At 67.1% G+C, this 12,862-nt stretch carries 15 protein-coding genes; 9 read left to right on the forward strand and 6 right to left on the reverse strand.

What is annotated here, in order from left to right; genetic code table 11:
* Positions 1-342: 342 nt before the first annotated feature.
* Together D105_RS0106215 and D105_RS0106220 are read right to left on the reverse strand one after the other, a co-directional pair.
* Positions 343-645, reverse strand: coding sequence for a cell division protein ZapA (locus D105_RS0106215; RefSeq protein WP_018866426.1), 303 nt, complete (start codon positions 643-645; stop codon positions 343-345).
* Positions 642-869: a cell division protein ZapB gene (locus tag D105_RS0106220; RefSeq protein ID WP_024326430.1), complete on the reverse strand. Its 228-nt coding sequence runs from the start codon at positions 867-869 to the stop codon at positions 642-644. Before D105_RS0106220 ends, D105_RS0106215 begins: the two co-directional genes overlap by 4 nt.
* Before the next feature lie 216 nt (positions 870-1,085).
* On the opposite strand from D105_RS0106220, the gene D105_RS0106225 reads away from it, so the two are divergent.
* From D105_RS0106225 to D105_RS0106265, 9 genes are all read left to right on the forward strand, one after another.
* Positions 1,086-1,373 carry a hypothetical protein gene (locus D105_RS0106225; RefSeq protein ID WP_018877865.1) on the forward strand — a complete coding sequence of 96 codons (288 nt, stop codon included), beginning with the start codon at positions 1,086-1,088 and terminating at the stop codon, positions 1,371-1,373.
* A complete protein-coding gene (locus D105_RS0106230) occupies positions 1,373-1,978 on the forward strand; it encodes a UPF0149 family protein (RefSeq protein WP_018877866.1) in 606 nt (201 codons plus the stop codon). Before D105_RS0106225 ends, D105_RS0106230 begins: the two co-directional genes overlap by 1 nt.
* A 32-nt stretch (positions 1,979-2,010) precedes the next feature.
* The gene (gene pepP / locus D105_RS0106235) at positions 2,011-3,339 is read left to right on the forward strand and encodes a Xaa-Pro aminopeptidase (RefSeq protein WP_018877867.1); all 1,329 of its coding nucleotides are present in this window, start codon (positions 2,011-2,013) and stop codon (positions 3,337-3,339) included.
* A gap of 163 nt (positions 3,340-3,502) precedes the next feature.
* Entirely contained in the window at positions 3,503-4,765 is a 1,263-nt protein-coding gene (locus tag D105_RS0106240) for an FAD-dependent monooxygenase (protein WP_018877868.1), read from the forward strand.
* The gene (locus D105_RS0106245) at positions 4,762-5,949 is read left to right on the forward strand and encodes an FAD-dependent monooxygenase (protein WP_026280435.1); all 1,188 of its coding nucleotides are present in this window, start codon (positions 4,762-4,764) and stop codon (positions 5,947-5,949) included. Before D105_RS0106240 ends, D105_RS0106245 begins: the two co-directional genes overlap by 4 nt.
* 532 nt (positions 5,950-6,481) lie before the next feature.
* A complete protein-coding gene (locus D105_RS0106250) occupies positions 6,482-6,733 on the forward strand; it encodes a type II toxin-antitoxin system Phd/YefM family antitoxin (protein ID WP_018877870.1) in 252 nt (83 codons plus the stop codon).
* A complete protein-coding gene (locus D105_RS0106255; RefSeq protein ID WP_018877871.1) occupies positions 6,733-7,167 on the forward strand; it encodes a type II toxin-antitoxin system VapC family toxin in 435 nt (144 codons plus the stop codon). Before D105_RS0106250 ends, D105_RS0106255 begins: the two co-directional genes overlap by 1 nt.
* Before the next feature lie 816 nt (positions 7,168-7,983).
* Positions 7,984-9,030 carry a porin gene (locus tag D105_RS0106260; RefSeq protein WP_018877872.1) on the forward strand — a complete coding sequence of 349 codons (1,047 nt, stop codon included), beginning with the start codon at positions 7,984-7,986 and terminating at the stop codon, positions 9,028-9,030.
* 313 nt (positions 9,031-9,343) lie between these two features.
* Positions 9,344-10,189 carry a transposase gene (locus D105_RS0106265; RefSeq protein WP_026280436.1) on the forward strand — a complete coding sequence of 282 codons (846 nt, stop codon included), beginning with the start codon at positions 9,344-9,346 and terminating at the stop codon, positions 10,187-10,189.
* A gap of 362 nt (positions 10,190-10,551) precedes the next feature.
* On the opposite strand, the gene D105_RS0106270 is transcribed toward D105_RS0106265, so the two are convergent.
* The 4 genes from D105_RS0106270 to D105_RS0106285 form a co-directional block, all read right to left on the reverse strand.
* Positions 10,552-10,938: a type II toxin-antitoxin system PemK/MazF family toxin gene (locus D105_RS0106270; RefSeq protein ID WP_255349506.1), complete on the reverse strand. Its 387-nt coding sequence runs from the start codon at positions 10,936-10,938 to the stop codon at positions 10,552-10,554.
* Positions 10,932-11,183 carry an AbrB/MazE/SpoVT family DNA-binding domain-containing protein gene (locus D105_RS0106275; RefSeq protein WP_018877875.1) on the reverse strand — a complete coding sequence of 84 codons (252 nt, stop codon included), beginning with the start codon at positions 11,181-11,183 and terminating at the stop codon, positions 10,932-10,934. The genes D105_RS0106270 and D105_RS0106275 overlap by 7 nt, the downstream gene beginning before the upstream one ends.
* Positions 11,184-11,463: 280 nt before the next feature.
* On the reverse strand, positions 11,464-12,315 hold the full coding sequence (locus D105_RS0106280; protein ID WP_018877876.1) for a secretin N-terminal domain-containing protein: 852 nt from the start codon (positions 12,313-12,315) through the stop codon (positions 11,464-11,466).
* The gene (locus D105_RS0106285; protein ID WP_018876137.1) at positions 12,281-12,763 is read right to left on the reverse strand and encodes a hypothetical protein; all 483 of its coding nucleotides are present in this window, start codon (positions 12,761-12,763) and stop codon (positions 12,281-12,283) included. Before D105_RS0106285 ends, D105_RS0106280 begins: the two co-directional genes overlap by 35 nt.
* Positions 12,764-12,862: the final 99 nt, after the last annotated feature.

Consider the following 12,862-nt stretch of genomic DNA (forward strand, 5'->3'; position numbering starts at 1 on the left):
AGCGGGCCGGGGTCGCGGCAGTCGGGCGTGTTTCTTGGTGACTTCTTTGCACGAGCAAAGAAGTCACTCGGGGCGCGCTGGCGAGTCAGCGCACGGCAGTACGTGGACCGGAGGCACCGTAAACACCGAAGGACGAACCAGGCCTAGCCAAAAATCGGCAGGTTGCGGACCGAAGGCACCATAAACACCGGAGGACGAACCAGGACCAGCCACCACGAGGCAGGCGGCCGACCCAATCCTCCGAAAACGCCGGATGATGATTATGGGGTAGCGGGTGGCGGGTCGTCCCCGGGCCGTGCATGTCCGGGAGAAAGGGAGGGCGGCGGGGCGCCGCCGATGGCGCTAGCGCGACGAGCCCAGGGTTTGTTCGATGCGGTCGGCGAGGGCGACCAGCCGCGCCGAACTGCCGGCGGAGTCGCCACCGGCCTTCTGCTGCTGGCATTCCAGCAGCTCGTGCGCCAGATTCAGCGCCACCATCACCGCGATCCGCTCGGCCCCGACCACGCGCCCGCCATCACGCAGTTCGCGCATGCGTTCGTCAATCAGAGATGCGGAGGCAAACAGGTCGGCACGCTCGTCGGGCGGGCAGGCGATCTGGTACTCCTTGCCCATGATGGAGACGCGGACGGGTTCGGATTGGCTCATTCGCTGTGCTCCATCGAGCGCAGGCGCGCGATCATGTTCTCGACCCGGTGGCGCGCCTGCTCATTGCGCTCCTTGAAGGCCGCGCGCTCGCCCTTGAGCTGGCGGACCTGCTCCTGCAGGAGGTGGTTTTCCTCGCGCAGGGCCGCGTGCTCCTCCAGCAGGCGCGTGATTGCGGCCTCCAGGCGTTCGGTCGGGTCGATCGCGGAATCGTCGTTCGGCTGCATGGCCTCGGTCCCGGTTGGCAGGCGGCCTTCGCCGCAGGGCGTTTGATCCATGGAGTCTAGGAGGGCTTCGCGCGAAGCGTCAACTTGGGTCATCTTCTTGCTGGAACACCTTCACTTTTTGCGGGTCGCATACTTGCCGTTCCGAGGTTTGTTGCGGCGTGGTGCCCGCGCTGGCCACAATACGGCGAATCCCGTTCCCAGAAAGTGTTGCTGCCCATGACCCAGCCCCCCGAACCCGGCCCCGAGGCCACCGTGATCGAGGGCACGGCCCATAACGGAAAGCCGTGCCGGATCGTCGACAACACGGGGAGCGTGCCGCACGCGGAGCTGGAACAGCTGTTGAACGCCTTGATCGAAGAGAAACGCTTCGGTCTCAATATGCTGTCCTCTACCGGTTCCAGCGCGATCAAGCTGGGCGAGCCGCAGTTCACCCACCTGCAGGTGGGGGACGATCTCTACCGCTTCCTGCTGTTCCCCTACGAAGCGCGGCTGGAGAGCTTCTGATGGTCGGCGACCCAGGCACCGGCAACGCGAAGGCGCAGGACGGGCTGGAGCGCGATCCCGTCGCCCTGCGCGAACAGCTGGAGCACGGACTGCGCAGCATGGGCTTCGCGCAGACGCCGGCCTCCGCCCACGGGCTGTTCACCGGCTGCCTGGTGGCGGATCCGGGCGCCGACGTCGACGCCCTGGTGCGCAGCCTGGGCGAGGCCCTGCCGCTGACCGAGGGCGCGGGGGACCGTTTCGGCAAGACCGTGGAGGCGATCCGGCGTGCGCTGCTGGCCCAGCTGTATGACGTGGAGCTGGGCTTCGGCCCGCTGCTGCCGGAGGACGAAGCCATCGAGGCGCAGGCGCAGGCCCTGTCGGAATGGGTGGACGGCTTCATCGCCGGGCTGGGGCAGACGCCGCGTCTGGGCAAACTCAAGCCCTCGGCCGAGGCCAGCGAAATCCTGCGTGATTTCGCGGAGATCGCGCGCATCGAGCTGGAGCCGGAGGACGACGAGGAAAACGCCGCCGCCTTCGAGGAACTCAATGAATATGTGCGCGTGGGCGTTTTGCTGATCGCCGACGAGCTGGCCCCGGACGACCCGAAACGGATCCCGATGCAATGACGCGAACGCGACAAGCCCCCCGGCCGGGCCGGATGCCGGAGATCCCCCAGGGCGAGTTCGCCCGGCGCCGCCAGCGTCTAATGCGGGCGCTCGGACCCGAGGCGATCATCGTCGTTCCTGCCGCTCACGAGCGCACCCGCAACCGGGATGTCGAGTACCCCTTCCGTCAGGACAGCGACTTCCTCTACCTGACCGGCTTCCCGGAGCCGGATGCGGTGGCGGTGCTGGTCCCGGGGCGGCCGGCCGGCGAATTCATCCTGTTCTGTCGCGACCGCGACCCGACCCAGGAGACCTGGCAGGGCCGCCGCGCCGGGCCGGACGGGGCGATGGAGACCTTTGGGGCCGAGTGCGCCTTCCCGATCGAGGACATCGACGAGATCCTGCCGGGTCTGATGGAGAACCGCGCCGTGCTGGCCGCCCCGTTCGGGCGCGACGAGCCGCTGGATCAGCGCCTGTTCGGCTGGGTGAACCGGGTGCGGGCCAAGGCCCGCAACGGCGTGCGTGCACCGCACGAGTTCGTCGCGGTGGAGCACCACCTGCACGAGCAGCGGCTGTTCAAGAAGGCCCCCGAGCTCAAATTGATGCGCCACGCGGCCGCCATCTCCTCGCAGGCGCATGTGCGCGCAATGCAGGCCTGCCGCCCGGGGCTTACCGAGTTCGCGGTGGAGGCCGAGCTGCTGCACGAGTTCCACCGCTACGGGACCGAGACCGCGTATCCCTCGATCGTCGGGGGTGGCGAGAACGGCTGCATTCTGCACTACATCGAGAACCGCGCCGAACTGAACGCCGGCGACCTCCTGCTGATCGACGCCGGCTGCGAGGTACAGGGCTACGCCTCCGACATCACCCGCACCTTTCCGGTCTCCGGCCGCTTCGACGAACGCCAGCGCGAGGTCTACGAGTGCGTGCTGGCCGCCCAGCTCGCCGCGATCGAACAAGTACGCCCGGGCAACGACTGGGACACCCCGCACGCCACCGCCGTGCGCGAACTGACCCGCGGGCTCAAGGAGCTGGGCGTGCTCAAGGGCCGCCTGGACAAGCTGATCCGCGACCAGGCCTACCGCCCGTTCTACATGCACCGCACCGGGCACTGGCTGGGGCTGGACGTGCACGATGTCGGCGACTACCGCGTCGGCGACGCCTGGCGCCAGCTGGAACCCGGCATGGTGATGACCGTGGAACCCGGGCTTTATTTCGGGCCCTACAGTGATGCGCCGAAGGAACTGCGCGGCATCGGCGTGCGCATCGAGGACGACGTCGCCGTCACCCGCGACGGCTTCGAGGTCCTCACCGCCGACTGCCCCAAGACCGTCGCCGACATCGAGGCCTGCATGGCCGGCGACCTCCCGGGCTGGGACTGACCATGCCCGCCCATCGTCTCTTCCGTTTTCGTGAACGACCCGGAGTCCGGACCGGGGCGATTCGCCTGCAAGCAGGCTCCTACAGGAAGCAGCATGCACGATCCTCCGTGGGAGCCTGCTTGCAGGCGAATGGGGCGTCGGACCCACCTTTGCGGGGTGCGTCTTGACAACAAACACCTGCGACATCGCCATCGTCGGCGGCGGGCCGGTCGGCGGCCTCGCCGCCTGCACCCTGGCGCGCGCGGGCTATGCGGTCACGCTGTTCGAGCGCGGGGTGCCACCCGCGCCGGATGCACACGCCAACGACACCCGTGGCTATGCCCTGGCGGCCGGCTCCGTACAGTTCCTCGACGATCTCGGCTACTGGACGCCACTGGCGCAGCGGGCCACCGCGATCCGCTCCATCGTCGTCAGCCGTCGCGGCGGGCTGGGGCGGGTGCATCTGAATGCCGCCGACCATGGCCGCCAGGCCCTCGGGCAGGTGGTGCCGGCCGTCGCGCTGGAGCCGATGCTGGACGCGGCCTGCCGCGACGCCGGTGTGGATGTGCGCTACCAGTCCACGCTGGCGGGCGTGGGGGACGTGACGGATGGGCGCCGCGTGCTGCACATCGAGGGCGCTGAAGGCGAGGACACCTGGGCCGCCCGCCTGATCCTGGCCGCCGACGGCATCCAGTCCCCCACGCGCAAGGCCCTGGGTCTGCCGGTGAACCGCCTGCGTTACGCGGCGGATGCCCTGGTCTTTGACGTGCAGCCGGCGCGGCCGCACAACGGCCAGGCCTTCGAGCGCTTTACCGACGAGGGGCCGCTGGCCTTGCTGCCGCAGGCGGACGGGCGTATGAACGCCGTCTGGGTGGCCCCGCCAGAGGCCTGCGAGCGCCGCCTGGAACTGGACGACGCCGAGCGCCTGCGCGAGCTGCAGGCCCGTTTCGGCTGGACGCTGGGCCGCCTGCGCCCGGCCGGCCGCGTGGTGCGTTTTCCGCTGGAGCGGGTGCATGCCCCCGAGCCGGTCGCGGAACGCGCGCTGTTGCTGGGCAATGCCGCGCACGCAGTGCACCCGGTGGCGGGGCAGGGGCTGAACCTGTCCCTGCGCGATGTCGCCACACTGCTGGGCGCACTGCGCGACGGGCGCGAGCCGGACGGCACCCCGCGTTTCGTGACCGACCCCGGTGCGGCGGCCACGCTCGAAGCCTATGCGCGCGCCCGCCGTCGCGACGTAACCGGTGTGGTCGCCACGACCGATTTCCTGGCCCGCGGCATGCTGCACGCGGCCGGCCTGCGCGGGCATGCGCTGGGCAGCGGCATGATGGCCGTCGACCGCCTGCGCCCGGCGCGGGATCGGATCGCACGGGCCGCCATGGGCCTGGGCCCGTTGCCGCGCCACACGGCCCGCCATTTGGCCCGGCCGGATGTGGGGGGCGCGGCATGAGCGCTCGCCCCACAGGCGAGTTGCTGGACCTGCTCGTGGTCGGTGCCGGTGCCGTCGGCGGCGCAATCGCGCTGGGCGCGGCGCGCCAGGGCCTGCGCGTGGGGCTGCTGGAACGCAATGCCGCGCCCACCTTTACTGACGCCACGCCCGTCACGCGGGTGGCCACGCTGAACATCGCCTCGATGGACTTCCTCGACACACTGGGCGTGCAGGACGCGCTGGAGGCGCGCCGCGCCCATGCCTTCTCCGGCATGAGCGTGTGGGACGCGCACGGCCCGGGGCATATCCGCTTCAATGCCGACGATCTGGGTGTGCCGGCGCTGGGCTGGACCGTGGAGCACGCCGCGCTGGAGGCCGTGCTGTGGGCTGAGCTTGAGGCCGCCGGTGTCGACCTGTGGCCGGAGACCGAATGGAAGAGCGTGGATGCGCGCCCGGATCGGGTCGACCTCTACGGACCGAAGCACGCGCGGCTCGCCTCCGCCCGTTTGGTGGTCGCGGCCGACGGTGCGCAGTCCCCACTACGCCACCGCATGGGCATCCCGGTGCGCGAGCAGGACTATCACGCCCGCGGCGTGGTCGCGACCGTGACCACCGAGCGCCCGCACGAGGACACCGCCTGGCAGCGCTTCGTCGACGACCAGATCATCGCGTTCCTGCCACTGGCGGATGGGCGCAGCTCCATCGTCTGGTCCCAGCCCGAGCACCAGGCGGACGCAACGCTGGCGCTGGACGACGCTGGATTCTGCGCGGCGCTGGCAGAGGCGATCGACCACCGCCTGGGTGTCGTCACCGACACCTCCCGGCGCGCCAGCTTCCCGCTGGTGGCGCGCCATGCCCGCGACTACCACGCCGGCCGCGTCGCGCTGGCAGGCGATGCCGCCCACACCATCCACCCGCTGGCCGGCCAGGGCCTGAACCTCGGCCTGGCCGACGCCCGCGCCCTGGTCGAGCGCCTGCACGGCCCCGCCCGCCGCGACCCGGGTGCGGAGACAGTCCTGCGCGCCTACACCCGTGACCGCCGCGCAGAGAACGCCTTCATGCAGCGCGCGATGGACGGCTTCCGCCTGATCTTCGGCACTCACGCCGCCGGCCTCCCCGAACTGCGCGGCCTCGGCATCCGCCTGGTCGACCAGGCGACCCCGCTAAAACGCCGCTTCGCCCTGCGCGCCTTCGGCCTCGACTAGCCCCAGCCGCGCGGCGATCCAACCGCCGAATCTTCTCCGTCCGCCTCCGCCCCGTAGGAGCCGCCTTGGCGGCGAAGCTCCTGCCAAAGGTCGGCACGGGCAGGCGCTTCGCCTGCAAGCAGCCTCCCACAGGCGCCGTTGGCTGAAGCCGCGTGGGAGCGGGCTTGCCCGCGAAGCCCCGGCCAAAGCCCGAACGCCCCTACGGCATCACCTGCGCGCCACAAGCCGAATCATCCCTATAACGCTCCGTCTCAACCGCCGCATCTTCGCCGCCCGCATTCGCCCCGTAGGAGCCGCCTTGGCGGCGAAGCGCCTGCCAAAGGTCGGCACGGGCAGGCGCTTCGCCTGCAAGCAGCCTCCCACAGGCGCCGTCGGCCATGGCCACGTAGGAGCGGGCTCGCCCGCGAAGCCCCCGCCAAAGCCGGGACTCTTCATCGGCGCTATCAACCACTTACCCGTGCGCCGCCACAGGTTTTTGTGCGTGCTATATTGATATCAACCGGTCCACCCACTGGTCCATAAAGGTGCAAGCATGTCTCATCACGAAATCATCGGGGCTCACGATGCCAAGACACACCTTTCCGGTTTCCTCCGAAAGGTGCAGGCGGGCGGGCGTTTTACCATCACGCAGCGGGGCCGTCCTGTGGCTGCGCTTGTGCCATTGGAGGAGGACGATGCGCCCAGGCGTGTGCAGGCCGCGCGGAACCTCCGGCAGCTGATGGCCGAGGCCCCAGCGCGGGGCAAGGTGGATATCAAGGCCCTCGTCGAGTCGGGGCGTGACTGATGGATCTCGTGCTCGATAATTCCATCGTGATGCGCTGGCTGCTGTCCGATGGTAGTCCCGCCGACCAGGAAGTCGCGGCAACGGTCCTGCGTTCCATCGAGTCGGGCGATATCCGTCTGATCGCGCCATCCGTCTGGCCGTTGGAGGTCGCCAACGTGGTCGCCCGTGCGGAAAGCCAGGGCCTGGTGACTGAAGCTGAAACCACGCGCTTCCTCGCGCTACTGCAGGATCTCATGGTGGCCGTTGATCCGGGCGGCATCGATCCGGTCTTCGGCCTTACGCTTCAACTGGCCAGGCGTTATGGCCTTTCCGCGTACGATGCCTCCTATCTCGCACTCGCGCTTCAGTACGGCGCCACCCTTGCAACACTGGACCAGGCCCTGATCACCGCGGCTCGCCGAGCCGGGGTCGCTGTGTTTGCGAGCAGGGCCTGACGGTTCAGGCTATCCCGCGTCGAGTTTCAATCGGATCGCCGTAGCCAGCGCTGTCACCCTCGACCCGCCCCAGCAGCATGCGCCGCCCGTATCCGCCCCCGTCGGCAACCCGGCCGCAGCGAAGCGAAGAGCCGGGATCACCAGCCTTGGAGCGATACCCCGCGTACCTACTACCACCCAGGCACGAGGTTCCGGATAACCCCAGCGTGGTTTCCGGGACGACCGAACGAGAGGCCCTCCCCTCTAACCTTCGGCCTGCGCCCGGCTACCAGCCTCTCCCTTTTTTCCTTCCACCCTGTAGGAGCGGGCTCGCCCGCGAAGCCCCCGCCAAAGCCCGAAAACCTTTAGTCGTCACGACCCACGCTCATACCGCCGCACCGCTGTCTGCTTTCCGCAACACTCCGGCCGCGACCCTGCCCAAATCTCTCCTTGTTGCAAAAACCCAACGCATCCGACCCGTCGATCCGGCCTCTTCAGATCCGAAAAATGCCACGGCCCCCGCAAACCCGAGAAAAATAAGCAAAACCTGATCGAATTCTCGCCGCGTCTCGCGGGGCAACCATAAGCTTTAGCTTATTAACCCAGTAATTCCGCATGTTGCAATCCAATTCAAGCGCCCTCGAAGCCTCCGATCGCAAGTCGTTGATCTACCGAAAAGCGCTCCCCGTCACGGATACCCCCTTACTGTGGCAATTTTTTCCCGCCTAGGGGTTGAAACGAGACACCGTGGTGTATATAAAACACCTGTCATTCGCGGCATCGACCGTGGATGCAGGCGTAGAAACGAACACATACCTCTCCTGGGAGATACGCAACATGAAAAAACAGATTCTCGCAGTCGCCGTTGCCGGCGCCTTCGCAGTCCCGGCCTTCGCCGCCGCCGACACCAACGTCACCCTGTTCGGTCAGCTGCAGACGCAGATCGTCCACCACAGCGGCTCGGGCGATGGCGGTACCTTCAACAGTGGCTTCCGCCAGACTGACGCTGGCGGTCTCGGGTTTGGGCTGGGTGACGGTTCTGGCCCGAGCCGTATCGGCGTGATGGTCAACCATGACCTGGGCAATGGCCTGACCGCGCTGCTGAAGATGGAATCGTCCGCGACGACTCAGGACGCTTTCGGCGCAGCCCGTGACAATTACGTCGGTCTCGATGGCGACTTCGGCCGTGTTATCGCAGGTCGTATGTCGTCCTCCTACAGCACTGCCGGCAAGGACCCGCTGAACGCGACGTTCATGCAGGGGCGTGCTAACGGTGCTCGTCTGGGCGGTCTGAACGGTTTTGGTAACGGTTCTTACGTGAACCGTGGCGTTCGTTACAGCAACAGCTTCGGTATCGTGAGCCTGGATGCAGGCGTCTTTATTGACAATGCCGACGATAGCGATACGGCGTACTCTGCTCGCTTGAACTTCGATCTGAATCCTGTCGAGCTCTACATTGCTCACTCTCAGGCGGATGATTTCGTCGGTGAAGGTCGCGGCCCGTCGCCTGTGTTTGGTGACTTCCGTGCGTCGAAGGTTGGCGTTGACTGGTCCACCGGCCCGTTCCGTCTGGTTGCCGAAGTTGAAGACTTTGACTGGGATGACGCTTCTCCAACTGGCAGCAACCGGGGGAACACGTACTTCGTCTCCGGTACTTACACCATGGGTCGTAACGACTTCGTGTTGAACCTCGGCCACACCCGCCTCAAGGATGGGGATCCGAACACGGATTACGCCGCGATTGCTGTGAAGCACAACTTCAGCAACCGTGTTATGGCGTTTGCCGGTGTGGGTTACACCAGCACGGACGACGCGGCCATCGGTCCGGACACCGGCGACCTGTCGTTCACCGGTGTCGGTGGCGGCATGCGGGTGTCCTTCTAAGGGTAGCCACTGCTTCCAAGCGGTATAACAATACATTTGTAGTTGTATTGGCGGGGCCCCCAGGGGCCCCGTTTTTTGTGCGTATCTTTCGGCCCCGTTCGGGGCCTTTTTTATGTTTGAGGCTGGTGGGTTCGCCACCCGGGCGCTAGCTGGCATGCAAACCTGGGGTCAAACCTTGCCTTTTGCCCCTCGGGGTTTCCGCGCGCCCGATTCGACTTTGGGACGGGCGGTAGGCCGGTCGGAATCGGGTTGTTGGTACGGTCTGATTTAGGTTGTACTCGCGGTTGTCAGGGACAAGACGGGGAGAGCAGGGATGGCTCGATCGGTGCGATTGGAGTATCCGTGGGCGTTGTATCACGTGACGGCGCGCGGCAATCGGCGGGACTGGATCTATCTGGATGACGTTGACCATCGGCGCTTCGAAGAAACGCTGGCGCGAGCAGTCGAGCGATTCAACTGGGTGGTCTTTGCGTACTGCCTGATGGGCAACCACTATCACCTTCTGGTAGAAACGCCGGATGCGAACCTGGGCCGGGGGATGCAGTGGCTGAATGGCGTTTACACGCAGCGGTTCAACCGCCGTCACCGGCGTGTGGGTCATGTGCTTCAAGGCCGGTACAAGGCGATCCTGGTCGAGCGCGAGTCGTATCTTCTGGAATTGGCGCGCTACATCGTCCTCAATCCGGTGCGTGCGCATCTGATCGACGATCCTGCGGACTGGGAGTGGAGCAGCTACCGGCCCACCGCGGGCCTTTCGGACGCCGTCTCGTGGCTATCGACGGATCGCGTGCTGGACGAATTCGGCCCGGCCGCCTCCCGACAGCAGGCCTATCGGCGGTTTGTCCATGAGGGAATCGGACGTACCTCCCCCTGGAATGATCTGCATGCGCAGCTATTTCTTGGCTCCGAGGCCTTTGTCGAGGCGCGGCTGGCAGGTCAGTCCGGCAGGCTGGACTTGGACCCGGAATACCCCAAGGCCCAGCAGCGGCCTGTGCCGCCGAAGCTCGAATTCCTGGAGGCAAGCGTCCCGAGGAATGAAGCCATTCGGCGCGCGTATGCGTCCGGTGGCTACACGCTGAAAGCTATCGGTGACCATTTCGGTCTGCATTTTTCGCGAGTGAGTCGAATCCTGTCCGCGGGGGCAAAAGGCAAGGTCTGACCCCGTCGGTTCGCGAAGGTCTGACCCCGTCGGTTCGCGAAAGGCAAGGTTTGACCCCGTCGGTTCCACTTTCGGTCTGCATTTTTCGCGAGTGAGTCGAATCGTGTCCGCGGGGGCAAAAGTCAAGGTCTGACCCCGTCGGTTCGTGGTTCCGCGCGTCGGTTCCCGCGGGGGCAAAAGGCAAGGTTTGACCCCGTCGGTTCCACGGGGGCAAAAGGCAAGGTTTGACCCCGTCGGTTCCATGACCCCGTCGGTTCCTCGCAAAGGTTTGACCCCGTCGGTTCCTCGGGCGGAACACTTGGCGTCATTATCCCAAACCCGCTCTCCGGGCGGGAACGGCGGCGGATTAAATCAGCGTCTCCCTAGGCGGGATCGGGGCAGAGTTCGAGGATCTGGTTGAGGACCGCGCAGGCTTCCCGGTAGGTCCCCTGCGGCACTTGTCCGGCTGGATGGGGTGTCGCGTTGCGTTGGCGCCAGTCGAAGGACTTTACCTGGTGGCAGAGGATGTAGCTGGTTCTTGCATCCGGCGTCGTGCCCGCCACCACGGCGAAGGGGTTGGTCGCATTGGAATCGGCAGTGGTCATGGGGAGCCCCAGAACCAGCGAGGTGCGGGCGTTGAATTGGGTCGGCGACAGGACGAGGAAGGGGTGAATATCTCGCATTTCCCGCCCGGCCTGAGGGTTGCAGTCTATCCAGATGACGTCACGGCGCCGGGGTACCCAGTCCTTGGGTGCTGCACGCTTTACCATCGTTCATTTCCAATCACGTCCGTGCACATGGCCTCGCCGCCATGCTTGTCCGGGTCGAATCCTTTCAGGCGTTCCTCCAGGCTCATGGATGGAGTGGTTTCCGGACGGATTACGATCTGGTTGCCTTCGACGGAGACGATCACGGATTGGTCCGCCTCCAGTTGCGCTGCGCGCGCGATGGCCGCAGGAAGCCGGACGCCCAGATTGTTGCCCCAGCGCTTGATGTTCAGTCGTGTCTCGGCCATTGCTCCACCCGCAAGATGTATAGACATTGTTTAAACGACTGTATCACCACGGTGTGGGGGCGTGCCAGAGGGGTATGTTCGGGCGGGCGGGGGACATCCCGGATAACCGCGTTGCGGTTTCCGGGACGATGATCGGGTGTGTCGGCGTGCCATCTGGCGGGTTTGGTCGAAGGGGTGACTCCCGCCGTTGTGGGTGCGTTTCGCGGGGTCAACGCACCCTACGGGCAGTGCTATTCCGTAGGATGCCGATGAGCGAAGCGAATCGCATCATGGGAGCGGGCTAGCGGGCGGGATCGACGCGAATTTCGAGGGTGAGGGTGTCGCGGTCGCGGGTGGTGCGGCGGGAGGCGAGGCCGCGTTCCGTGACGTCGGTTTCGGTGTGGACGCCGCCGAGGGTGTGCCAGGTGCCCGGCTCTAGGGTGAGTTGCGTGTCGATGGCGTCGCGGTCCACGGCGCCGCGGGGGAGGGGGCCTTCGTGGAGCTGGGAGATGGCGATGCGGATGCGGCCGTCGGGCTGGACCTGGGGGCGGACGCGGAAGCCACGGGCGGTGTCCTGCAGCAGGGGTTCGATGCCGACGCCGGCGCGGCCGTGGAGGATGCGGAAGCCGGCGGCGCGGGTCTCGCCGACCAGGATGATGGCCTCGGTGCCTTCCCGCAGGCGCAGGTGCTGGGTCTGGTCGTCGCGGCGGGTGGTGCGCAGCCGCTGGCTGGAGATGCGGCCCTCGGTGCCCTCCGGGCCGCTCTCGAACTCGAGGCCGGTGCCGCGTTCGGTGCGCGGGGCGTCGCGGTGGCGGCGTACGGAGAGGACGAGGTCCTGGGCCGGCGTGTCGAGTTCGGCGACGACTTCGCGGATCTGTTGCAGGGTGCGGGCGTCGGCGCGTACCAGCAGCCGGAAGCCGTCGCCGCGCAGGGTGGCGGTGTCGCCGAACAGGGCCTGCAGCTCGGGCAGCAGGCTGTTCGCCGGTCGGTGTTGCAGCGGCAGCACGGCGACCTCGGCGTGGGTGTCGCGTGCACCGGCGAGGCCGGGGAGCAGGGTGCCAGCCGCCAGCGCGAGGGCGGCTCGCAGGAGGTAACGCCGCTCGGTCATGTCGGGCGGCTCAGACGAGGAGGCGGCGGAGTTCGACGGCTTCATCGCTGAGACTCCAGTTGGCCTCGAAGTCCTGGACGGCGCGCTGGGTGCCCGGCCGATCGTCGACGTCGCCGCGCAGTATGCGGCGCCCGCCGGCCTGGGTGAGCTGCATCCAGCCGCTGTGGTCGGCAATCGCGGTGACGGTCAGCGGGCTTTCCTCGGCGGCCTCCAGGCGGCGCACCGAGACGGCGCTGGGCAGGCGTTTGATGCTTTCCACCAGGCTCGGAAGCTGTTCCTTGAGCGCCAGGTCGTCGTCGACCAGCAGGCGGATGTCGGTATGCCGGTGGCGGCGTGCGATCCCGGCCAGTTCCGCGCCCAGGTCGGGCCCGGCGATCTCGGCCAGCAGGGCGACGCGGGCATGCAGCCAGAGGCGTCGGCGGGTGGCGGCCAGGAGCTCGGCCAGCAGGGCCTCGGCGTCGATCAGGGTCGGGTCGCGTTCGGGGGCGGTCATCGGAGTCTCGCTCGGGTTGAGGGTCCTTCCCTCAGCATAGGGGAGTGGGGGTGGGTTCGCATCATTGCTCCGGGTCGTGTTCCCCGGGGGGGTTAGGGG

The sequence above is a fragment of the Thioalkalivibrio sp. ALE28 genome, assembly GCF_000377425.1.
Classification (GTDB): domain Bacteria; phylum Pseudomonadota; class Gammaproteobacteria; order Ectothiorhodospirales; family Ectothiorhodospiraceae; genus Thioalkalivibrio.

What these genes read in the sequence shown, in the direction of transcription:
- D105_RS0106275 (WP_018877875.1), bottom strand. Translation starts at nt 11,183, where the DNA reads ATGGCCGAGACACGACTGAACATCAAGCGCTGGGGCAACAATCTGGGC.
- D105_RS0106260 (WP_018877872.1), top strand. Translation starts at nt 7,984, where the DNA reads ATGAAAAAACAGATTCTCGCAGTCGCCGTTGCCGGCGCCTTCGCAGTC.
- D105_RS0106220 (WP_024326430.1), bottom strand. Translation starts at nt 869, where the DNA reads ATGCAGCCGAACGACGATTCCGCGATCGACCCGACCGAACGCCTGGAG.
- D105_RS0106285 (WP_018876137.1), bottom strand. Translation starts at nt 12,763, where the DNA reads ATGACCGCCCCCGAACGCGACCCGACCCTGATCGACGCCGAGGCCCTG.
- D105_RS0106225 (WP_018877865.1), top strand. Translation starts at nt 1,086, where the DNA reads ATGACCCAGCCCCCCGAACCCGGCCCCGAGGCCACCGTGATCGAGGGC.
- D105_RS0106255 (WP_018877871.1), top strand. Translation starts at nt 6,733, where the DNA reads ATGGATCTCGTGCTCGATAATTCCATCGTGATGCGCTGGCTGCTGTCC.
- D105_RS0106265 (WP_026280436.1), top strand. Translation starts at nt 9,344, where the DNA reads ATGGCTCGATCGGTGCGATTGGAGTATCCGTGGGCGTTGTATCACGTG.
- D105_RS0106280 (WP_018877876.1), bottom strand. Translation starts at nt 12,315, where the DNA reads ATGAAGCCGTCGAACTCCGCCGCCTCCTCGTCTGAGCCGCCCGACATG.
- D105_RS0106245 (WP_026280435.1), top strand. Translation starts at nt 4,762, where the DNA reads ATGAGCGCTCGCCCCACAGGCGAGTTGCTGGACCTGCTCGTGGTCGGT.
- D105_RS0106270 (WP_255349506.1), bottom strand. Translation starts at nt 10,938, where the DNA reads ATGGTAAAGCGTGCAGCACCCAAGGACTGGGTACCCCGGCGCCGTGAC.
- pepP (WP_018877867.1), top strand. Translation starts at nt 2,011, where the DNA reads ATGCCGGAGATCCCCCAGGGCGAGTTCGCCCGGCGCCGCCAGCGTCTA.
- D105_RS0106215 (WP_018866426.1), bottom strand. Translation starts at nt 645, where the DNA reads ATGAGCCAATCCGAACCCGTCCGCGTCTCCATCATGGGCAAGGAGTAC.
- D105_RS0106230 (WP_018877866.1), top strand. Translation starts at nt 1,373, where the DNA reads ATGGTCGGCGACCCAGGCACCGGCAACGCGAAGGCGCAGGACGGGCTG.
- D105_RS0106250 (WP_018877870.1), top strand. Translation starts at nt 6,482, where the DNA reads ATGTCTCATCACGAAATCATCGGGGCTCACGATGCCAAGACACACCTT.